Below are 19,950 nucleotides of genomic sequence, written 5' to 3' on the forward strand. Positions count from 1 at the left end.
CGGAGGCCCGTTGGTGTTGTTTCACAAATGGAATGTCAACTCACGGGCCCCGGTGACGCGGGTCGTTCGTCGAGGATAGTTTCATCAAACGTTTGAACTCTCGACACTATCTACTATTCATAACAGTGCTCGCCGTTTGCGGACTTGCGATCGGTTTCGCATCGCTCGTCGGTCGCTCTGCACGTGCTGCACGCGTCATGTCCAGCCGCAATAACCTTCGGCAAGTGATGCTCGGCATCGACAACTACGCTGCTCAATACAATCAGTTGCCGCCACACACTCTCTTTGACTTAAACGGCAAGCCAGCACACAGTTGGCGGACACTTGTTACGCCATACCTTGCTGCCGTCGATCAACTCTATCGCTGGGACGAATCGTGGGACGGCCCTTACAATATGCGGCTTGCTCGCGGGCTTGACGTACACATCGATGCTCCTCCGCTCAACGAATTCGGAGAGCCACTAATCAAGACAATGGGACCGTACGACGGACCGATTGACTATGCTTGGCCATTTCGTACTGCGGAATCGGATGGCAAGTCTGATTTCCACGTCCGCTATTTCGCTATTGTTGGAAACGAGACTGCATGGCCAGACGACCACAATATTACTTACGATGACATCGGTGACGGTGTCACGAACACCATCATGCTCGCCGAGTCTCACTTACTTGATGCTTTCTGGTCACAACCGATCGACCTGCGATTCGATCAGATGACGTTTACGATCAACGATCCAAAGGGCCGCGGAATCTCCAGTCCGCGCAAGCTTGGTCCGCTGGTTGCCTTCGCTGATGGGACCGTGTTACACCTGAACCCTGAGGCACCTCAAGACTTGGTTCGCGCCTTGCTGACCGCAAACGGCGGTGAAACAATAGAGCGTTCACAACTGGTGCGAGATGGATGGCTCCGTTAAAGTCGTTCGCCGCTCCGAGAACCCGATGAACCATGGGTTGGACGCGGAGGACTCGAAAACGCGTTTTGGCAATGGTTGCCTTTCCGCTCGTCCCCGGTCAACCCGCCCGTTATCCGACTGGGTGCCCGTCTAGCTCGCGTTGAGCGCGATCTGGTCGAGTTCCTGTCCACCCCTAATGACCCGTGCGATGTCCACCGTTTCATTCGTGACGAAATACAGGACGACATAGTTTCCGAATCCGTTTACAAGTTTCGCGCGAAGCCCGTCAGCATCAAGACGACTTGTCGGCACTGCACCGCCCGCCTCCGGGAATTGCGAGAGCAGTTCTACAGTTGCCTCAACTGCGTCAAGGAAACGCAATGCAGCGTCAAGATTGTTTTCCGCGATGTGATGCGAATGCCCGGCGATGTCGTCGATCGCTAGCTGTCTACGATGCGGAACCCTTCGATTTGACATTTAGCTTCCGTGCTTCGATCGAAGGCTTTCTCTAATTGCTTCGATTTCTGCACCATTCCATGGCTCACTCGGACCACTGTTGATCCCCTCGATTGCCAAAGCCTCTACTTGCTTCTGCCTATCGCTAATCTTGGCGATCATTTGCGATACGAACTCGCTGACATCGGAAAACCCATTTTTCTGGGCTCGCTCGGCGATCTCAGACATCACGGCGTCTGGCAAATTCACGGAAATTGTTGACATTTTTCGATCCTGCTTGTTGTTGGATTCTTCTATTGTACCGTGCTGTGCTACGAAGTCTAATGGCACCCTGGAGCGGGTTTCAACGCTGCTCCAATGCGTTCGGAAAACCATCGGTTGCAACGGAGCGGCGGTGGTCAGCTTTTTCGTCTGCTTGCAAGTTGTTCGCCGCCGCCCGCTGAACCGTACCGTTATCCGACTGAAATTCACGATGCTTGACCTTGCGACATCGTTCCGAATGGCACGTGTAATGATGCCAATACTCGTAGGGTGCATGTTGCTCGCATCTGCGATTTTTGCGATCGAGACTGGTTCGTTTGTTCGTAGCGCAACGTGTACGACAGGCACCATAACGGCATCGGCCGAAATGACTTCGGATGAAGGTGACACGCTATACCAACCTACCTTCACGTTCATTGCTGCAGGACAGCAATACACGGTTACGCCACGTTCGTTTGTTTCGCCTTCGCCTGGGGACACTGGCGACCGTATTGCGATTCTCTACGATGCTCGAAACCCAAACCGTGCACGCATTGACGCTTTTGCTTACACTTGGGCGATACCGGTGGTACTGCTGGCGATGTCGATCGTCTTTGGTCTACTGTACTTTGGCGTCTATTGGATTCATCGACGAATACGGTGGGTGACTCCAGACGGCGGATAACCATGATCGAGATAGGGGCCCGGTTGCCCGGGACCCCTCTCACACCACCGGACATGCGGGTCCGCATCCGGCGGTTCGTTTCTTGGAAGCAAACTTGCTCCAAATCTCCTCGAGACTCGCTAGTCCTTGTTGCCTGAGATAGTCCTTCGAGATCGCCACATGCATCGCGGCACTCGAGGACATCACCCAGACTCCGCGGCCACTGCTACCGTGAGAAAAGGCTTCGTCACGACGAACGCCGAGCTTCAACAACATCCGAATTCGGGTGCGGACTCGATACCACTGTTTCCAATAGCAGGCGCGGATGCGCCGACGGATCCACTTGTCCAAACTCTGCAGTTGCTTCTTGCCCAGGCCGTAGTGAAAGTAGCCCACCCAACCTTGGAAGTACCGGCGAAGTGCGCTTAGACGTGATTGAATCGAACGCCCGCCGTTGCGACGAGTGATCTGCTTCACACGCTCTTTGAACCGCTTCAGGTTCTTCCGGCTGACACCGAATCGTCCGCCGAAACCGCGAAAGGTATAGCCGAGAAACTCGACCGCCTCCGCCGAGCAGACGCTGCTTTTGTCGTGATTGACCACGAGTTTCAGCTTTGATGTCAGGTAACGCTCGACTGACCGAAAGACGCGAGTGGCCGACTGCTCAGTCTTGGAGAACACCAAGAGTCGAGTAGCCTGGGGGAATCGCACCCCCAGGCCCTCACGGAACCGGACGTGAACCTCTCGGCTCATCCGGCTCTTATTGTCCAGCCGCGGGTCGGATGCCGATTTGCCACAGCACGAACAGGTTCGGTTCGCGGCGGGCGACGACGCCCAGCCAATGAACCGCCCGTCGACCATGGCGAGCGAACCGTTTGAACTTGCGACGAACCCAATACACAAGACTGCGTTCGAGTTCTCGCAACACGGGTGTGAGGGCCGATTTGTAAAATCGACCATAGTAATTCACCCAACCACGTACGAAAGGATTGACGAACTTTGCGATCTCCTCCAGACGCTGATTGCTACGCGTCGAGCCCAGCCGCCACGAACGAATCGTCGCACGGATGGACTTCGCCGCCTTTTGGCTCACACCGGGAAGAAAGCTGATGAACAGCTTGCCATGCCGGTTCTTGGCTCGACGAGGACGGAACGTGTAGCCCAGAAAATCGAACGATGTATGTTCATGCGTGTCACGACGATCGTCGTCTTTGCAGTAAACGATCTTGGTCTTCTCAGGATGAAGTTCCAAGCCGCATTCTGCAAGCCGCCCGCGTAGTCCAGCAAGAAGCGTTTCCGCTTCTTGCTGACTGCGAGCATGCACGACCGCATCGTCGGCGTACCTGGCGAATTGGATCGACGGATAATTCCGACGAAGCCATTCGTCAAACGCATAGTGCATGAACAGATTCGACAGCAAGGGACTGATCACAGAACCCTGCGGCGAGCCTTTCGTTCGTTCTTCGAAGTGTCCGTCTTCGTGTTGAACCGGAGCTTTCAACCAGCGTTCTACGTAGAGTAGAATCCACGGGACATCGGTGTGATGCTCGAGTGCTCGCATGACCAAGTCCCAACGCAGATTATCAAAGAAGCCTTTGATATCCAAGTCGATCACCCAGTTGCGACGCCAACAACGTTGGCGAGTCACCCCCACCGCATCCAATGCCGACTTGCCTGGCCGATAGCCATACGAGTCTTCATGGAAGTGTGGTTCGACTTGCGGCTCAAGCATCAGCTTCACGACCATCTGCGCTATCCGGTCCGAAACGGTCGGAATGCCTAGTGGTCGAGTCTGACCCGAGGTACCTTTTGGAATCTCAACGAGACGAACCGGGGGTGGGAAGTAACTGCCGGACGACATTCGATTCCAGAGCTTGTAGAGATTATTCTTCAAGTCTTTCTCGAAATCCGCCAGCGATTGACCATCCACTCCGGCCGCGCCGCGATTCGCTTTCACTTTCTTGTACGCGTCCCAAACGATTTGCTTCGGAATCACATACGGCTTTGCTTCTGTCATGAACTCCTCCTTTGCAGTTGGTTCACTTCATCTGCTGAACAATCTGGTCCCTTCGCTCCACGTCGATTACCGACGCTTCGTCGCTACTACAGACCAGTCCGCCCCTGTGCCTCGCATCGGTACTCAGGTCCTTGTGGGTCTGCCACTTGGACGGCTCCCTTGCTGTGGCGACGAGCCACAATCATCGAGGCGACAGGTTCCCAGGTTCCACACTTGAGCCTGAAACGAACTCACGCCACCTTTACGCCGGACGCCATGCTGACAGTAAGCGGATCACCTTCAGCACTCATCCCGGGTTAACGACTACCTCCCGGTTTTGACGTCATTCCTACGCTTTCGACGGGTCATCAGTGGTTCATTTGCATTCGTCTTTCCGTTTCGTACCTGACAAGATCAAGTCTCGCCTTTTCCGTAACGCTCACGACCATGGCTTTTGACCACAGCCGCTTACGGTGGTTTGCAACCGGCTTCCGCAAGCTGGCTGCGAGGGACCAACAAACCCTCATCTCAAGTGCACATTGCCTGGCGCACAGTCATCTGCACGCCGGGAGCTGCTGACGCGATGATCGTGGCACTGGACAAGCTGACGGGCGAGACGATTTGGAAAACCATAATGCCCGGCGAGTCCACCGAGGCTGAGAGTGGTGCTGCGAGTCGTCAGGAAAACACGCCTCGCAGCGAACCACCGAGACGCGAAGCAAACGATAATTCCGCCCCATCAATAACCGGCACGAAAAATCCCGAGGTGTTTGTAAGCGAACACTGGGGGATGACCGGATTTACTCACAAGGTTCCACGCGGAAAGTATCTCGTCAACCTCTACTTCGCTGAAACGTACAACGGAATCACCGATGAAGGGCAGCGAGTCTTCACCATCAACGTTGAAGGTAAAGAGTTCAAGGACTTTGACATCTGGAAAAAGGCAGGTGGTCCACGAAAGGCATACGTTGAATCCGTCCCGGTGGAGATAACCGATGGGGAGTTGAGTATTGCATTTGCTCAACAGTTACAAAGTCCAGCCATCAAGGCGATTGAGATCATTCCCCAGGGCGATGACGCGAATGAGGCCGACACGATCCGAGTCAAGGCTGGCGAATCAAACTCGTTGAAAGATTCCTTGGGGAACGTTTGGCTGGAAGATCAAGGTTTCACTGGCGGTTCGACAAGCCCGGGATTCTTTAATTTCGGTGGCGGACGTACCGCTGGTTCAAGTGGCCGCCGTGATTTCGGCGGAGGGGGCCGTTTCGGCGGACGTCGTGGTGCTCAATCAGGAGCGGCATACGCTTCGGTGATTGCTATCGATTTTGTGGGGCACCGACAATACGTTCAACTCACAGCGAATTCGCTTGTCGGTGTTTCGGCTAGCGATGGCAAAGTGCTTTGGCAATACAACGCACCAGCAAACGCGATGGGGATCAACTGTTCTACACCCATTTTTCAAGACGGTTTGTTGTTCGCTGCTTCGGCCTACGGTGCCGGTGGCGGCGCCGTCAAATTGGTGAAAGGCGAAGATGGAAAGAGCACGGCTGAAGAAGCCTATTTCACACCCCGAATGCAAAACCATCACGGCGGAATGATCGTGGTTGATGGCTGTCTGTACGGAGCCAACGGAGGAAACGGTGGCGGAATGTTGACCTGCCTGGACTTTCAAACCGGCGACTTGCTTTGGCGTGATCGTGAAGGTCCCAAGGGGTCGCTGCTGTTGGCAGACGGTCGACTCTATCTGCGTGGCGAAGAGGGAGAAATTCTTCTCATTGAACCATCACAAGATGAGTTTGTTCAGCGTGGCCGTTTCGAGCAACCCGACCGTAGCAGTGCCCCTGCATGGGCACATCCGATCATTGCCAACGGAAAACTCTACATTCGCGATCAAGGATTACTGCTCTGTTACGACGTGAGTTCCAAATAATCCCCAACTTTCGTGGCTAGCAACGAACTTAACTCGGCAAGACTGCCTGCTGAGCTTGGTTCGGATAGTAGGTCAAGTTTGGTCAACACCGATGCAAGTCTCGGCAATTTCAATTGCATGCATCGGTGACCGATACCGAAGCTCTTGCTAACGGAAGCACTTGCTAACCAAAGCTCGGATCAACAATCGGGGAGCAGTCTGAACCGATTGCTTTCCGTGCGGCACACATTGCCCGTTCCTTCCCTTCTATTCGAAGACGGATACGCTATCAACGCATGGCATGTTGGGCTGGCGAACACGGACGGCGAACACGGACGGCGATCATGGGGCCGTGCAACGCTCCGGTCAATGAACCAAATCGAGTAGACAGGGGCTTGTAGGTTAGGGGGGCTTCTAGGTTCTGCGCTCCGTCACGCTGTCGATTTTGTCTTGCATTGACTGCTCTCGGTCTGTCCGCGTTCCAACTTTGATAGTGGTGGAAATTCGCGGTGCCCCAATAGCGTGAACGCGTTCATGGCACCGTTTTATTGCGGCAAACACATCGTCCCACTCACCCTCGATGTTGGTACCGTAAGCGTGGAGCTGATGCTCCAATCCAGCTTCCTGCAATACCTTCTGGCACTCAACCACGTACTGACTTACCGATACACCAACCCCCAACGGGACGACACACAAATCTACAATCACTTTCATCTTAGCGAAGCCTCTCATCTGCCGACCAGGAATACATTTTTAGGATCAAGTATAGACTTTCAGGCAGTGCAAGGCATCGCATTTGTTCTGAGAAATCAACGAAGGTCCATCAATCCCCAACACCGTTCGCTGTCGGTGCGGCACCCATTTTTTCGTTCCTTCGGTTCTGTACGAAAACGACCGGCAAACTCCTGCCTATTCCCTTCTTTCGCCACTAACGCTGTTTGAAACGGACGCGGTGCAGTTGGCCAGGAACTGCCGATAAATACCGCCACGCTTTTAAAACGAGATAGGTTTCATCGACCAGGATTAAGTCAAACCAAGTCAAAGGGATCGAGGCCAGACGCTCGCTTGTAGATGCTGTGGGTGCCGGCAACAAGAACCGGTGTGCTGGTATCGCGTTTTTTAAGCCAGCCGAATGCAAACCGAAGTTGTGCGAACCGAAGTTCGTTCAAAACTCTCTCCACACAAAGTTATCCACAGCGAACTCTAGCCACCCTCGCACAAAAAAGTGGTAAACACCCACGAAAAACGCACTTCGGATCCATGCGGATGAATTCGTGCACACAGCGAAATACGACGAATTCATAACCCAGAACTGACACGTATAAATTCGTGCAGCTTTTCAGTGCAGGCAAAAAATGACTCAGCCTCGACGCCGGCGCAGCATGTTTTGCAGATTCGGTGGCAATGCGAACCACACACTTCCCCCCCACACTCTTTGAACTTCCCTCGCGTCTATCATTCCATAACCGATGATTCGACTTCCGATTCGTCGCCACAATTTTCCCACTGGTGAATGGATGATGCGTAAAAGAATGGTGTATTTCGCGAGCGTTGCTGTCTTGATCGCGATCGGAGTGTTCATGTTCAACAAAACGACGCGAGCGGGCTATGAGTCTGCCGAATACAAGGTCGTCGAGTCGGACGGCAAGTTTGAAGTTCGCGAATACCCCGATCTGATGTTGGTTGCGACGACCACCAAAGTCGACGCTCAAGGCCGCGACGGCAGTTTCATGAGGCTATTTCGCTATATCAGTGGCGCGAACGAGTCCGAGCAAAAGATTTCCATGACGACGCCAGTGTTCATGGAGAATGACAAAGCGGATTCGGCAGTCCAAATGGGGTTCGTAATGCCTAAAAAAGTCGCGGTCGAAGGCGTCCCTTCACCCACCGGTGAAGACGTCGCGATTTGCAAGCGAGCCGGCGGACGCTTCGCCGTTTACCGCTTCTCGGGCCGACTGAATGAGAAACTCGCCAAAGAATCCGAGGCTAAGTTGCGTGAGTGGATAAAAACAAAAGACCTCTCCGCAGCTACGGATTCCCCCGATTCCAGCAACGTCGAATCCGCTGCCTACGATCCCCCCTTCACCCCCGGCCCACTACGCCGCAATGAAATCCTGATTCGGTTGCAATCGCCATGAACCACTTCCATCGAACCGGTCGCAGCTCAAAAGAAACCAGCGAAGCGAAATGGCGACATGGGTTAATGGTTCGTGTGAGTCGCAACCATCGCCTCGATTACCCGAATCCCGTTTTTCATCTTCATTCTCTCCGACAGTAAGTTTGGATATGGTTCAAAGCTGCAATTGCCCGCGGGGGAGTCTTCGGCCAGCAACAAGGATTTTACTCCGTGGCGCTGGCAAAATTTAAGGGGCGCCAATCTGGAAGATAAGCCAGGACCGATTGCGCCCGCGAGAACTACCCCGGAAACCGATGAGGGTGGATCATCCACGTCGCCTTAACTTAGCTTAACTTAAGCAGTCCGGCGTTTGTCTCATCGGCTAACGCCTTCATCCCAGCATCGGTTAAATAAAAGTGATCGACTCAGCGTCCATGGAACGAGGCTTTGGCTGACTCGACATAATCGAGACCGATAGGCGTTAGACGCGGGTTGGTAGCGCAACGATTCAACTCACCATCACCAAATCGGCGGCTAGCGTCTTGCCGATCACATTTTGTACCCCAGCAGCGTAGAATCGTCTTCGTTCTTGATGCAACGCCATGGCACGAACCGTTCTTTGTTGGCCGTCAGCAATCCAAAAAAATGGTGGCGATTAGCGAGAAGCGTAAAATGTTCTCGTGGTTAACGAGCTCGGTAGCGACGGCCCAGTGCACTTCATCGGTGTTACCCAGCGACAAAAAAGAACAAGCGTTGCGCATCTCCCGATTTACCACCTGGTTGAAGGATCTTCGGCTTTGAAATGCCAAAGGTCCGCGCGAATGTGGCTTGGGACGGAAAGAAAAAAACAAAACGCCCGCGGGGAATGGCTCCTCCGCGGGCGTTTCGAGTTACAGCAAGTTGACGACTCGGTCGGCCAATCCCTTTTCGCCGAGCACGATGCTCATGTTGCCCGCTGAGGCGATCTTTTCGAGAACTTCTAGTTCTCGTAGTCGCATTAGCGTTGGATTGTCGGCCAGTAGCTTTGCCGTGTTGGCTTGGCTGCGCATCGCCGCCGTTTCTTCACGACGTGCGATCAAGTTGGCTTCGGCCGCCTTCTTGGCCTCCGTCACCTTGTTCATCAAGTCCTTCATGTCGCCTGGTAGGATCACGTCTCGAATTCCAACCGAGACGACTTCCAAGCCGAGCGTCCCTGCGCGGTCGCGGACGTTCTGTTCGAGTTCTTCAACCAGATCGTCTTTGCCACCAAGGAACGTATCAAGTTCACGAGCACCCACCGACGAACGCAACGCGAGCTGCGTTTCACGATAGATCGATTGACGCACATCATCCGATGCACTCACCGCTCGACGAGCGTCCTTCACAACGTAAGTCACCATCGCGTTGATACGCAGCGTTACCTTGTCGGCGGTCAACATTTCTTGACCTGACACGTCGACTTGCGATTCACGCATGTCAATCTCAACAACGCGAGCGTCGCCGGCATCCTCCCAGAACGCGTACAAACCTGGGCCGATTTGATCAACGTAACGCCCGTCCAAGAACAGAACGCCGACGTGATCTCGCTCAACCTTACACACGTCAAGGAATCGAGTAGCGTCAACACCGCGCACGATCGACGCAAGCTCCTTGTGCTCGAGCCGAGCGTTTTCGATCGTGACCGTTTCGATGCGAACTTCCCGAACGCCAATCCAGTAAGCATACAAGCCAGGGCCAAGCACGCGGCTGAAGCGACCGTCAATCCAAACCAAAGCTCGCTCGTGATCCTTCAAGTCAACCACTTCAGCCTTGCCGCTGAGTGCACCCGACTTCACGATCACGTCGAGTTGATCGCTCGCATCGCCACGAGCAATCCACGGATCTCGCTTGCTGACCACTTGAACCTTGGTCTGGCCGAACCGCGTGAATACGAAGTGCTTGCCGGCACCGAGCAGCGAAACAAATTCGCCATCACGGAACTTCATGCCAACTTCGTAGCTGCGGACGTGAATCTTCTTGAACATCATAAAGTCGTACTCCTAAACACTTGCGGCAAGTTTCATTGCCGCCTTGCCAGCGGCTTGGTTTATCGTTTGGTTTGAGAGAAGGAGGCTTTTGGGCAGACGATTGTTCGCTGAATCACACAAAATATTCGCGGAAGGTAGCTCGAAACCATCGAGCGTGACCGGTGTCCGCTGAATCGGATCGTCGTGTTGGACCAACGCGTTTTGGCCAGGGCCAAATGCTATCCGTCCAACGGTCGAGGATCGTTTTCAGTTTCTTCCGATGCTGCTGGATGATTCGTCTGCATGCCTTGCAGGGCGAAACCATCGTGTTGCCGAGCAGACGTTTGGCGACCGAAGTCGCCTGCGTCCGTCGGCTGATTCGACAAGGCAACCGAATGCCCGCCAGCTTCATGGTGAACACTTTCGTGCCCTGGAGCTTTGTTTTGCAACAAAGCGTTTGCGTGACGGGAGTCGAACCCGTGACCGTCAGTTCCCTAAACTGATGCTCTGCCAACTGAGCTACTTCGACCGGTGTTCGTTTAGAACCCGTTTGCACGGAACACGGAATCCCAACCGTTCAAATACGAGGAAAACCGCGCCGCCGGAACCCCACCGGCCGATCGCAATGATGAGGACACCTAAAACGCGATGTAGTTCGCGACAACATCGGCATTCTCAGAAGCTAAATCGAAACACCCACCGTGCATTACGCGTGCGCATTAGCTTTGTTCGAGAGACAAAGCGTCATTGAGAAACAAAGCGTCATTGAGAAACAAGGTGTCCGGGACGAATGGCACCTTATTCGTACGTGGCTCACCATTCTCTCCAAACAAGCCCTGCGGTTTACAGGTCGTTGGCTTCACTTCACCCACCCTCTGAGTCTGAGGTAGTCCAGGTTTCAGGGCACGGTCAACATACCGTAAACACTCCCGTTGGCCGCATGCAGCGGCGAACGTTGACAAGCACGGCAAGCTTTTAGACTGAGCAACAGTCAATCGATGTAAAGAATGAGTTTGCTTCTCTTTGCCAGCAGCAGAAGCAATTGAATAACAAACGGCTACTCAGTCGTCGCCCTCTGGAAGCTGATTGTAGCAATCATATAAGTCCGCAGGCGATGCGTCTCGGCTTGCCGGTCGTGTCGCAACCAACTCATCAAACGCTGGGATTTCAGGCAGTGTGGTCTGGCCTTCGCTGTATTGCCTTGGCATAGTTCTGACTCGCCCCAGAAGTCGCCCGACGTTCTCCTTCGCCAACAATCGACGCGTGGGGAACACTTGCGTCGCAGTCCGACTGGGAGAGCGGTCGCTGCAATCATTGACGAATCGCTTGCTGGTGAAGATCATACTGTCGTCATGCTCCCACCGCGGACACTGCGGTGAGTTGTCCCCGATTCAAAAACTCAACCAACCCGTTCGATCAAACATACACAAAAAGCATTGAAGCCATGATTCAAATCGGCAGGACCTATAATTTAGAAGTGGTCAAACACACTGATTTCGGGTTGTATTTGGATGCCGGAAATCTCGGCGAGATTTTGCTTCCTTCAAAGCATGCTCCGGACAACTTGAGTATCGATGATACGGTTGAAGTCTTTCTTTACCTGGACTCAGAAGATCGCCCTATCGCGACCACTCAAACTCCCGAAGCGGAGGTCGGCGAATTCGCGTATTTGGAAGTAAAAGACATGACTCCGATCGGCGCGTTCTTAGATTGGGGATTGGACAAAGACGAAGTGGATCAACGGCTCAGTTTTGGGCAGAGCATCCAAGGCTACATCAAGCATATTCGCGAAGACGGCAAAATTGATTTGAGTCTAAAAAGTGGTTGGCAAATCCGCGACCATTACAGTCAAATGATTCAAGACTACTTACGCGATCATGACGGGTTTGCGCCCGTTCATGACAAGTCTCCTCCGGCTCCGATTTTTGACCTGCTTGGGATGAGCAAAGGACAGTTCAAAAAAGCGATCGGTGGCCTGTATAAACAGAGAGTCATTACGATTGAAAAGGATGGGATACGATTGGTTTGATCACTACCATTTGTTTTGGTGCAGCCGTTCTTCGTCGTAGCGGTACTCCGGCGCCAGCACTTCGTTCGGCACGCCCATGGCCAGCAGGGCGAACGGAGTGATCGATTGGGGAATGCCGAGAATCTTGCGGCCAGTTTCAACTCGATCCTGCAACGGATAGATCGCAATCCAGACGCAGCCAATCCCAATATCGTGGGCAGCCAGCTGCATGTTCTGCGCGGCGCAGGAACAATCCTGCGGCCAGAAACCGGGATAGATTTCTTTCGACTCGTCGCCGCAGACCAACACCATGAAGGTGGATTCCTTCAGCATTTCGGTTCCGCCCATTTGGGTGAACTGCTTAATCACCTCGGGGTTATCGATGGTGACAAAATGCCATGGACGGGCATCAGCCGCTGACGGGGCGTTCATGGCCGCCTCCATGATGGTCTTGCGTTCCTGCTCCGTGATTGGCTCGGTGGTCCAGCTGCGAATACTGCGTCGTGTCATGAGGGCTTTGATCGCTTCCATGTCAAATTCCTTTGCTTTCGTAAACTGACTGATAACTGATCAGTAATTTGAATACCCGGTAGTGAGCTAACGATACCGAAAACTATCTATCGCTTCCAGTTGGCTGGCAACATGGGGTGGGTTTTCCAGTTCGATTGACGGTCAGTCGACGGCATCCGACGGACCATGCTTTCGATTTCGTGACTTTAACTTCAAGCAACGCGTGAACCAAACTCTCCGCTCACTGGAAGAGTGCTTTTCGCCTTAAAATAGCGGCGACCGCGAGCGTACAGAAACGGCGGAGTTGCTGAGCTCGCTACCAGATATTCAAATCGCTATCAGTCGGGGGACAGCTTATCCGTTTTTTTCAAAAGCCTTACGAGCGGCTCCGATCTGTTCAATCGCCGCCATGTGATGATCGCGGAACTGTTCTTTGGTTTTTCGCCAGGGTGTCTGCAAAAAACCCAGCAGCCGTTCGGGAGCAATGTTTTTCAGGGCGTATTCGGTTGTGAGTCCAAAGTTAACCGGGTTTGAATGATTGCTGCCGGTTGGAATCTGATCGTATCCCCGCTTTTCAAAGACATTGTAGGCATCCACCCGGATCCTGGTTTTCTCTGATTCCTGATCAAACTTGGTCCCGTAGTACCAGTTACTCTGGAGGACATCTTTCGGCATTTTTTCCAGAAACAACTCCGGATGATGCCAGTAGTAATCCGACCATACCCACGGGCGTGAGCCCCCTTTTCTAACGGCATCAAACAGCATGTAAATGTCATGCCACCAAAGGTCGAATTGGCGGACGGTTGACACTAAATAATCTCGCTGGTGCAGATTGGTCTCTTCATCCATGCCCAGATGAAAGAACCGCGGCTTGTCGAATATTTGGCAGACCTCGGCAATCAGATCTTTACAGACGCCGTAATAGATCTCGGTGGAGACCATGCGTGAATACTTCCCCATCCAGGCATCGTGTCCGGTGGAAAAATTAAGTTTAGGAATACACTCAATCCCAAGTTGTTTCATTCGCTTGATTTCATTGCCCAAGCGTTGCGTACTCCATGCGTTTTCCACAGCAATCTCTGGATGACTCTCATAAAGTACGCCATCGCCGACATCCAGGACAATCATGTTGACTCCGGACGATGCGCACTTAGCAAGCATGTCGTCCCATAGCTTCTCATCAAACTGAAGCTCCGGATGGAAGTAGCGAGTTTCGTGTCCCGGTGCCGACCAGTCCTCCCACATGTTATAGCTCAGATGAAGGAGGTTGCCCCACATCAGTTGCTCTGGTTTTTTGTCCGCTGCATGAGATGGCAGTGTCGCGCCGATTGAGGCGACTGCCGTGGCGGTTATAAATTCACGTCGCTTCATCATCGCTATTCCTCATTTTTGGATACATGAATTACCATGTAGTTAACATGCTAAGAATACCATTATTGACAACTGCGTTAGTAAATATACTAGATCTGTTTTGCGTAAAACAATGAGTGAATCCTCATTCTACGCGAGATCGTGCGATGTGCGTCCGGTCACAAAACTCAGCCGAGTATCCGACATTGCAAAAACCGGTTTTTGAAGCAATCGACATCGGCAATGTCCTTATGCGTTCGCCGCAGGTGGCTCATGCCACAGGCGATCTTCATCTCAATTGATCGAGAGAGGCGATATCTGACGCCGATCCGGGCCGGAAAAACAAACGCCCGCAAAGACATCCTCTCGCGCGCAGGCGTCTCGATTTTGCTCGCCACTGTGTTGTTCACACGGGTCTCTGGTCAACACTTCGCCAAGTGTGTTTTAGTGGTGGGATAAGCTTCCAGCTTGTCGAATGCTAAATGACAGACAGGATGCCTATCCCACGGGTAATGATGCAAAAACGCGATCGGCCAACGAAGGTTTTGAATCAGACGGTTCTTTTACAAAGATGTAACCCGAGTCTGCAGTCGATCCATTGAGAAACGCCGGTGGGAGTCGAACCCACTTCGTCCGAGTTGCAGTCGGATGCCTTGCCGTCTGGCTCCAGCGTTTAGAGAGAGGTAAGTCTTGAGTTGTGAATCCTGAGACGGAAAGGGAGAAACATTCGAGATCACCCCAAACTCGTCGTGCTTCCGTCTCAGTTGCGTCGAAGATCGTCGAAGGTTGTGCCCGAAATTCGCAGGCGGACTTCGTTCGATTTCTCGATAGGGTGTTCGGCTCAATCCGAAAAGCTGAATATCCATTGACGATCGCTCGAAGGCTCGGATACACCGATGAACCGGTCAGCGAACAGCTATCCAGTCAGGCCGATGAAACCGCTCGTATTCTCAACGGCCTCATCCGATCACTCCGCTCATCGGACTGATTTCCTCGCAACTCAAGACTCATCCCTCAGGAATCCTTCAGTCGTCGTCCCTAAAAGTAGTCGTCGCGATTGGAGCCATCAAAAGCGGCCCGAACGCATACAGCACTTTTTGAATCGCAATCGACTGCCGCAGGGGCAGGGATCATTGCGTCCGAGTTTCTCCTCGAGTTGCTTGTCGCCGTGGACGATTCGCACTCCTCGTTTGACTTGCGTTTCGGATGGAAAGCCACGTCGTCGTTTACTCATCGGCTCGAAAAAACGATTCGCTGTTTAAGTCGTGCGTATTCATGATTGATCTCCTTGATCTTGTTACCGATTCGGACATCCCATCGATTTTGTCTAAGTAGGACTCTGACAAACGAGACAGGTTCGCGATGAAATCCGCCAATCCGTCGTGACTCTTCAATTCACGGGCTCACGGACTTGATCGAATAACGAAATCAATGGTTCAAAAAGCTTCCTCGGCGTGAAGCCATCCATGATTAGAAACGTAAGGAACAAACCCTTGGGCGAATCAGGTCAAGCGAGTAGAATCGCCATTCAGACGCTCGAAAGGATGCCGCGCGCAGGTCGACTGGAAAACGTCGACTCTTACATTCCGATTCGTCAGTGACCCACCCATTCTCTATCTACCACGAGCAATTCGATGTCATTAAGGATTTCCCGTTGGGCGACTCAGTGTCCCATCATGAGCGTCATTCTGCTGATTAGCCTGCTGCTTTGCGATCTGTCGCGGGCGGATGAGCCGGATCGAGCTTTGAGAACTCCCATCGCGGAAGAACACGCTGCGGAAGAACACGCTGCGGAAGACACGCCCAAGCCAAAGCAGACCACTTTGAATTGGGATCGAGCGAACGTCGGTCTCGCCCCCGTTTACAACGATGCAACTTACAAGGTAACCGTAACACTTGGCGTGCCCTATGGGCAAGGGATGACATACCATCCGTCCGATAATACGCGATGCTTTCCACGCAATCTGACCCTTGATGTCTACCAACCTGACGACAACCATCAACAGAATCGCCCCGTGGTTGTGCTGATTCACGGAGGCGGTTGTTGGACGGGCGATTCGCTCATGCATTCCATGGTCAATGGTGCACAGTACTTTGCCCAACGAGGCTGGGTGTGCTACTCGATCAACTATCGCTTGCATGGAGATCGTGGGATTGCACCCAAAGGCTGGCCCGACAACAGACCAACTTACTCCGCAACACGCGATGCGAAGGCTGCGATCCGTTGGATTCGAGCGAACGCCCAAAAGTACCGAATCGATCCTGATTATATCGTCGCGTATGGCGGGTCTGCGGGCGCGTACATTTCTGTTGCACTTGGGGCATCGGACGAGGAAGACTTCCGAGACGAACTACTGGACAATCCGAATGAAAAAAAGCTCCTCGAAAACACCCATCGAGACCACTCCTCCAGCGTTCAGGCTGTCGTCAGCCATTGGGGCTCAGGATTGCTGCTCGACCTACTCAGACGGTTTGATGGTCGTAACCGATTCGACGCCAACGATGCACCGCTAATGATAATCCATGGAACAGATGACGAGAGGGTGCCCTTCAGCGAAGCGATCGAACTTCAACAAAAATACAGAGCCGAGCTCGAAGTTTGTACTCTGGATGGCTGGGGGCACTCTGCTTGGGGCGCGAAGCACGAAGGCACACCGATCATCGATAAGGTTCACGCCTTCTTGACACGCACGCTGGAGATGAAACCCTCAGATGGCACTGGTATCCAGAGTAGCTCCCACTAGATCAACTTCCGTGTGACCGTTTAGGACACCGCGTCAGACAATCATGGGGTACTTTGAATTGTCAAGTTTGAAGGAATAGACGGAAGCTCGAGAAACGGGTTACTGGGTCTGATTGCTCGCGGCAACCGCATTGCTTCCAGCAGCACGTCTCGAACCTTTGAAATCGTGCCGAACGAACTCATTGCGATACTGACGACGATCGAACGAAGCCGAACCGTCGACTGATCGTTCGGTCTTGCCGCCGTAGAATCATAATCAGGAATCACCAAGTCCTCCGAATCGAGCTGGAAATGGAGCCACCAATACCGGCGGTCTCCCGTTCTTAGCTATGCGATTCATCTCGACCGCGACTCATCACCTGAAAACGGAAGGTTCCCAAACCGTTTCGCTTCGGTTTCTAAATTTCGGGAATTCTTGTCCCCTGACAGCGAGCAGTCTCGCGAGGACGAGAAACAAACCAAACACCCGCGAAACCAAACACCCGCGAAACCAAATAGCCGCGAAACCAAAACCATGAAGCCAACGATGCTATTCGCCCTGATCCTGACGTCTGTGGTTTCACTTCCGGCAACGCGAGTCTCGGCCCAGGTCCCATTTCCGGGCCCCAGATACACGCGGGAACAAATCCAAGCGCAACAGAAACGCCACGAGGAACAGCGAAAACTCGCTGAAGCCAAATACCAGGAGCAGTTGCAACAAGCGGAGCTACTGGGAAAGGACATCAAGCTCACGATCCTGATGGATTCCGCATCGGTGCGTGTGCCTGCAGACATTAGCAAACAAATCGAAGCCTTTGAGGCTGGCCAGCGAGAGCTCGACGGCTGGAAACGGCAATGGAGTCAACTCGAACGGCGAGAACGAGAGGCCAGAAAAAAGGCACTGGAAGAAAGGGAAGAAGCGGAGGGGAAAGTCGAAAACACGGTGACGCGAGGCGGATGGGGGTCTGCCCTCCATTCGGTGAACGGACTTCTCCCAGGACACATTATCTCTGAGCAAAAAGCGATCAAAGAAATTGGACCTCGCCCTATCGTTCCTTCCGCCCCTCAACGACCAACCCAGCCCCGCATGACACTCCTATTCGAAAACACCTCGGATCAAATGCGACGTCTTTATCCGTCGACCTCAAACGGACGACCACACCACTCCACAAAATGGAAGTACTCAGCTGACGGAACACACGGTATCCACAGCGGGACGAGCGGCATATTCCACGACAGCGAATTTTCTGTTGATCTTGCTCCAGGGGAAACGTATCGCATTCCCTTGAACCGACCAGCATCGAAGTTCCCACTCTACTTTGTAAAGCCCGGCACACATCGATTCGCGGTCACCTATACAACAGGCATCACGAGCAGCCAATTTTCCGTGTTCCATGTCCCTGAACTCGAGGAAGACGCAATGGTCATTGAATCGCTGCCGGTGGAGTTTACGGTCGAATTCGAAGAGGCGTCGAACGAAAAACAGTCGAAACACACCTCCTAGGATCGATGACAGTTACACAGGAATGCACAGATGAAGCAGTATGCCTTATGCCTTTTGGTCGCGGTTTGTGCCAGCTTCACCAATGGATGTTCTCAACGGAAGTCGGTCGATTTACCTAACGCCAAAGCAGAGAGGCTCGAAGTCCTACGGACGATCAACGTAAGCCGTGTCGAGACAAAAGGCGTCTACCTTGTTCGTTCCGACGAGGACTTGCAGCAGCTCACAGGCGATACCGTACCGGAAGATGTCGATTTTTCGACCGAGTTGGTCGTCATCGTCGCTTGTGGAGAATGCAACACGACGGGGCATTCTGTTGAAATTCAAGGCATGGCGTTACAAGGCGATGCGTTGCAGGTCTTTCCATCCTTAAGCTGGCCTAAGGGAGATCGTCCTGTCGGTATGGCTATCACGTTTCCCACTCATGCGGTCGTCATTCAAAAACTTGCCAAGAGCGTCAACGTAGAAGCTGTTTGGTTGAACGACTAACGTCATCCAAAATTTGGTTCATCGTCAGACCAAGTGAAGCGTCGAGATTCAGGTTTTGTGGTCAACGCATTTTGTCAGTGGGTAGTTTCGTCCGTCGATACGGGCGGCATGAATTCTTCGACCAGAACGACCACCTTCCCCTTCACGCGGCCGGTTTCCAAGTATCGGATGGCGTCGGGCGTTTCAGCAAGCGAAAACGATCGGTCGACGACGGGGGTGAGGCAACCGTCTTTGATGAGCGTCGCCAGCAGTTCGAGGTCTTTTCGGTTGGGAACCGATAGGTAGCGGCGAAGGTTCTGCCGCGTGAAAGGTGAAATCAGCAGCGGCTTGATGAGTCGCCAAAGCAACGCGATGCCGCTCGCGCCGGTACCGCTGTTGAGGATCAACGTGCCAGATGGACCTAGCACCCGCCGGCACTCTTGCAGTGACCGATTCTCGACATTGTCAAAGATAACATCGTAGCGCCCGTCGCCCGTTGTAAAATCCTCGCGGTCGTACGCGATCACGTGGTCGGCACCGATCGAGCGGACCATGTCTACGTTGCGGTCGCTGCAAACGCCCGTCACTTCAGCGCCCCATGCCTTGGCGATCTGAATGGCGAAGGTGCCGACACCACCGGATGCACCGTTGATCAACACTCGTTGCCCAGACGCGACCCTCGCGACGTCTCGAAGTGCATGAAGTGCCGCCAATCCCGACGTTGGGACGACCGCCGCTTGGGCAAACGTCAGGCAGCTTGGTTTGCGAGCCAGCCTATCCTCGCTGGCAGTCACGTACTGGGCGCATGAGCCTCTGCATTCACCAAGCACCGCATCCCCTGGTTTCCACTGCGTCACTTCCTTGCCGACGGTCTCCACTGTCCCCGCTACATCGAAACCCGGAATGCCACGCTTCGGGCGGGTCCAGCCGGTCTCCATTCGCATCAAGAACGGACTGCCTCTGACCGCAAACGCATCGCCAACGTGAAGGCCTGCCGCGTGAACACGAATCACAACTTCGTTAACCTTTGGACTCGGTTTCTCCACGTCCACTAATGCCAGTGTGTCCGGAGAACCGTAGTTCCGCCGATAGATTGCCTGCATAATCATCCGGGTTCATTCGAGAAACGGGT

21 protein-coding genes and 2 tRNA genes are annotated in these 19,950 nt (G+C 53.3%); 9 read left to right on the forward strand and 14 right to left on the reverse strand.

Annotated elements, in window-relative coordinates:
- Positions 1-125: 125 nt before the first annotated feature.
- Positions 126-914 carry a DUF1559 family PulG-like putative transporter gene (locus CA13_RS08070; RefSeq protein WP_419194079.1) on the forward strand — a complete coding sequence of 263 codons (789 nt, stop codon included), beginning with the start codon at positions 126-128 and terminating at the stop codon, positions 912-914.
- A gap of 129 nt (positions 915-1,043) precedes the next feature.
- On the opposite strand, the gene CA13_RS08075 is transcribed toward CA13_RS08070, so the two are convergent.
- Both CA13_RS08075 and CA13_RS08080 read right to left on the reverse strand, forming a co-directional pair.
- The gene (locus CA13_RS08075) at positions 1,044-1,370 is read right to left on the reverse strand and encodes a type II toxin-antitoxin system RelE/ParE family toxin (protein ID WP_146395408.1); all 327 of its coding nucleotides are present in this window, start codon (positions 1,368-1,370) and stop codon (positions 1,044-1,046) included.
- Positions 1,371-1,613, reverse strand: coding sequence for a ribbon-helix-helix domain-containing protein (locus tag CA13_RS08080; protein WP_146395409.1), 243 nt, complete (start codon positions 1,611-1,613; stop codon positions 1,371-1,373).
- Positions 1,614-1,821: 208 nt separating this feature from the next.
- Here CA13_RS08080 and CA13_RS08085 point away from each other — a divergent pair, with 208 nt between their 5' ends.
- A complete protein-coding gene (locus tag CA13_RS08085; protein ID WP_146395410.1) occupies positions 1,822-2,274 on the forward strand; it encodes a DUF3592 domain-containing protein in 453 nt (150 codons plus the stop codon).
- Positions 2,275-2,313: 39 nt separating this feature from the next.
- Here the strand turns inward: CA13_RS08085 and CA13_RS08090 are convergent, their stop codons facing one another.
- Both CA13_RS08090 and ltrA read right to left on the reverse strand, forming a co-directional pair.
- Entirely contained in the window at positions 2,314-2,934 is a 621-nt protein-coding gene (locus CA13_RS08090; protein ID WP_419194080.1) for a group II intron maturase-specific domain-containing protein, read from the reverse strand.
- Between the two features lie 79 nt (positions 2,935-3,013).
- Entirely contained in the window at positions 3,014-4,270 is a 1,257-nt protein-coding gene (ltrA, locus tag CA13_RS08095) for a group II intron reverse transcriptase/maturase (RefSeq protein WP_146395412.1), read from the reverse strand.
- A gap of 562 nt (positions 4,271-4,832) precedes the next feature.
- Between ltrA and CA13_RS08100 the strand changes: the two genes are divergently transcribed.
- Entirely contained in the window at positions 4,833-6,179 is a 1,347-nt protein-coding gene (locus tag CA13_RS08100; protein ID WP_146403519.1) for a malectin domain-containing carbohydrate-binding protein, read from the forward strand.
- A gap of 393 nt (positions 6,180-6,572) precedes the next feature.
- Here the strand turns inward: CA13_RS08100 and CA13_RS08105 are convergent, their stop codons facing one another.
- A complete protein-coding gene (locus tag CA13_RS08105; protein WP_146395413.1) occupies positions 6,573-6,872 on the reverse strand; it encodes an MTH1187 family thiamine-binding protein in 300 nt (99 codons plus the stop codon).
- Positions 6,873-7,678: 806 nt separating this feature from the next.
- Between CA13_RS08105 and CA13_RS08110 the strand changes: the two genes are divergently transcribed.
- On the forward strand, positions 7,679-8,296 hold the full coding sequence (locus CA13_RS08110) for an SOUL family heme-binding protein (protein ID WP_419195096.1): 618 nt from the start codon (positions 7,679-7,681) through the stop codon (positions 8,294-8,296).
- A gap of 868 nt (positions 8,297-9,164) precedes the next feature.
- On the opposite strand, the gene CA13_RS08115 is transcribed toward CA13_RS08110, so the two are convergent.
- The 4 genes from CA13_RS08115 to CA13_RS34860 form a co-directional block, all read right to left on the reverse strand.
- Positions 9,165-10,280 carry a slipin family protein gene (locus CA13_RS08115; protein WP_146395415.1) on the reverse strand — a complete coding sequence of 372 codons (1,116 nt, stop codon included), beginning with the start codon at positions 10,278-10,280 and terminating at the stop codon, positions 9,165-9,167.
- A 218-nt stretch (positions 10,281-10,498) separates the two neighbouring features.
- A complete protein-coding gene (locus CA13_RS08120) occupies positions 10,499-10,708 on the reverse strand; it encodes a hypothetical protein (RefSeq protein WP_146395416.1) in 210 nt (69 codons plus the stop codon).
- 14 nt (positions 10,709-10,722) lie between these two features.
- A tRNA-Pro gene (locus CA13_RS08125) sits at positions 10,723-10,780 on the reverse strand.
- Between the two features lie 540 nt (positions 10,781-11,320).
- Positions 11,321-11,467 carry a hypothetical protein gene (locus CA13_RS34860; protein ID WP_419194081.1) on the reverse strand — a complete coding sequence of 49 codons (147 nt, stop codon included), beginning with the start codon at positions 11,465-11,467 and terminating at the stop codon, positions 11,321-11,323.
- 236 nt (positions 11,468-11,703) lie between these two features.
- Between CA13_RS34860 and CA13_RS08130 the strand changes: the two genes are divergently transcribed.
- Positions 11,704-12,288: a CvfB family protein gene (locus tag CA13_RS08130; protein ID WP_146395417.1), complete on the forward strand. Its 585-nt coding sequence runs from the start codon at positions 11,704-11,706 to the stop codon at positions 12,286-12,288.
- A gap of 3 nt (positions 12,289-12,291) precedes the next feature.
- On the opposite strand, the gene CA13_RS08135 is transcribed toward CA13_RS08130, so the two are convergent.
- The 3 genes from CA13_RS08135 to CA13_RS08145 form a co-directional block, all read right to left on the reverse strand.
- A complete protein-coding gene (locus tag CA13_RS08135; protein WP_146395418.1) occupies positions 12,292-12,798 on the reverse strand; it encodes a nitroreductase family protein in 507 nt (168 codons plus the stop codon).
- Positions 12,799-13,131: 333 nt separating this feature from the next.
- Complete coding sequence (locus CA13_RS08140; RefSeq protein WP_419194082.1) at positions 13,132-14,151, reverse strand: Tat pathway signal protein; 1,020 nt, start codon at positions 14,149-14,151, stop codon at positions 13,132-13,134.
- 579 nt (positions 14,152-14,730) lie between these two features.
- Positions 14,731-14,801 (reverse strand) — tRNA-Cys (locus tag CA13_RS08145).
- 23 nt (positions 14,802-14,824) lie between these two features.
- Between CA13_RS08145 and CA13_RS08150 the strand changes: the two genes are divergently transcribed.
- On the forward strand, positions 14,825-15,115 hold the full coding sequence (locus tag CA13_RS08150) for a four helix bundle protein (RefSeq protein ID WP_146395419.1): 291 nt from the start codon (positions 14,825-14,827) through the stop codon (positions 15,113-15,115).
- 78 nt (positions 15,116-15,193) lie between these two features.
- Here the strand turns inward: CA13_RS08150 and CA13_RS08155 are convergent, their stop codons facing one another.
- The gene (locus tag CA13_RS08155) at positions 15,194-15,361 is read right to left on the reverse strand and encodes an SEC-C metal-binding domain-containing protein (protein WP_146395420.1); all 168 of its coding nucleotides are present in this window, start codon (positions 15,359-15,361) and stop codon (positions 15,194-15,196) included.
- 400 nt (positions 15,362-15,761) lie between these two features.
- Between CA13_RS08155 and CA13_RS08160 the strand changes: the two genes are divergently transcribed.
- From CA13_RS08160 to CA13_RS08170, 3 genes are all read left to right on the forward strand, one after another.
- Positions 15,762-16,871, forward strand: a complete 1,110-nt coding sequence (locus tag CA13_RS08160; protein ID WP_146395421.1) for an alpha/beta hydrolase — start codon at positions 15,762-15,764, stop codon at positions 16,869-16,871.
- A gap of 414 nt (positions 16,872-17,285) precedes the next feature.
- Positions 17,286-18,353: a CCDC34 family protein gene (locus CA13_RS08165; protein WP_146395422.1), complete on the forward strand. Its 1,068-nt coding sequence runs from the start codon at positions 17,286-17,288 to the stop codon at positions 18,351-18,353.
- A gap of 30 nt (positions 18,354-18,383) precedes the next feature.
- On the forward strand, positions 18,384-18,839 hold the full coding sequence (locus tag CA13_RS08170) for a protease complex subunit PrcB family protein (protein ID WP_146395423.1): 456 nt from the start codon (positions 18,384-18,386) through the stop codon (positions 18,837-18,839).
- 74 nt (positions 18,840-18,913) lie between these two features.
- Here CA13_RS08170 and CA13_RS08175 read toward each other — a convergent pair whose 3' ends face one another.
- Entirely contained in the window at positions 18,914-19,927 is a 1,014-nt protein-coding gene (locus CA13_RS08175; protein ID WP_473087448.1) for an NAD(P)-dependent alcohol dehydrogenase, read from the reverse strand.
- Between the last annotated feature and the right edge of the window lie 23 nt (positions 19,928-19,950).

The organism is Novipirellula herctigrandis (assembly GCA_007859835.1).
In the GTDB taxonomy this organism is placed as follows: Bacteria; Planctomycetota; Planctomycetia; order Pirellulales; family Pirellulaceae; genus Novipirellula_A; species Novipirellula_A herctigrandis.

What these genes read in the sequence shown, in the direction of transcription:
- CA13_RS08075 (WP_146395408.1), bottom strand. Translation starts at nt 1,370, where the DNA reads ATGTCAAATCGAAGGGTTCCGCATCGTAGACAGCTAGCGATCGACGAC.
- CA13_RS08080 (WP_146395409.1), bottom strand. Translation starts at nt 1,613, where the DNA reads ATGTCAACAATTTCCGTGAATTTGCCAGACGCCGTGATGTCTGAGATC.
- CA13_RS08085 (WP_146395410.1), top strand. Translation starts at nt 1,822, where the DNA reads ATGCTTGACCTTGCGACATCGTTCCGAATGGCACGTGTAATGATGCCA.
- ltrA (WP_146395412.1), bottom strand. Translation starts at nt 4,270, where the DNA reads ATGACAGAAGCAAAGCCGTATGTGATTCCGAAGCAAATCGTTTGGGAC.
- CA13_RS08100 (WP_146403519.1), top strand. Translation starts at nt 4,833, where the DNA reads ATGATCGTGGCACTGGACAAGCTGACGGGCGAGACGATTTGGAAAACC.
- CA13_RS08105 (WP_146395413.1), bottom strand. Translation starts at nt 6,872, where the DNA reads ATGAAAGTGATTGTAGATTTGTGTGTCGTCCCGTTGGGGGTTGGTGTA.
- CA13_RS08110 (WP_419195096.1), top strand. Translation starts at nt 7,679, where the DNA reads ATGCGTAAAAGAATGGTGTATTTCGCGAGCGTTGCTGTCTTGATCGCG.
- CA13_RS08115 (WP_146395415.1), bottom strand. Translation starts at nt 10,280, where the DNA reads ATGATGTTCAAGAAGATTCACGTCCGCAGCTACGAAGTTGGCATGAAG.
- CA13_RS34860 (WP_419194081.1), bottom strand. Translation starts at nt 11,467, where the DNA reads ATGCCAAGGCAATACAGCGAAGGCCAGACCACACTGCCTGAAATCCCA.
- CA13_RS08130 (WP_146395417.1), top strand. Translation starts at nt 11,704, where the DNA reads ATGATTCAAATCGGCAGGACCTATAATTTAGAAGTGGTCAAACACACT.
- CA13_RS08135 (WP_146395418.1), bottom strand. Translation starts at nt 12,798, where the DNA reads ATGGAAGCGATCAAAGCCCTCATGACACGACGCAGTATTCGCAGCTGG.
- CA13_RS08140 (WP_419194082.1), bottom strand. Translation starts at nt 14,151, where the DNA reads ATGATGAAGCGACGTGAATTTATAACCGCCACGGCAGTCGCCTCAATC.
- CA13_RS08155 (WP_146395420.1), bottom strand. Translation starts at nt 15,361, where the DNA reads ATGAGTAAACGACGACGTGGCTTTCCATCCGAAACGCAAGTCAAACGA.
- CA13_RS08160 (WP_146395421.1), top strand. Translation starts at nt 15,762, where the DNA reads ATGTCATTAAGGATTTCCCGTTGGGCGACTCAGTGTCCCATCATGAGC.
- CA13_RS08170 (WP_146395423.1), top strand. Translation starts at nt 18,384, where the DNA reads ATGAAGCAGTATGCCTTATGCCTTTTGGTCGCGGTTTGTGCCAGCTTC.
- CA13_RS08175 (WP_473087448.1), bottom strand. Translation starts at nt 19,927, where the DNA reads ATGATTATGCAGGCAATCTATCGGCGGAACTACGGTTCTCCGGACACA.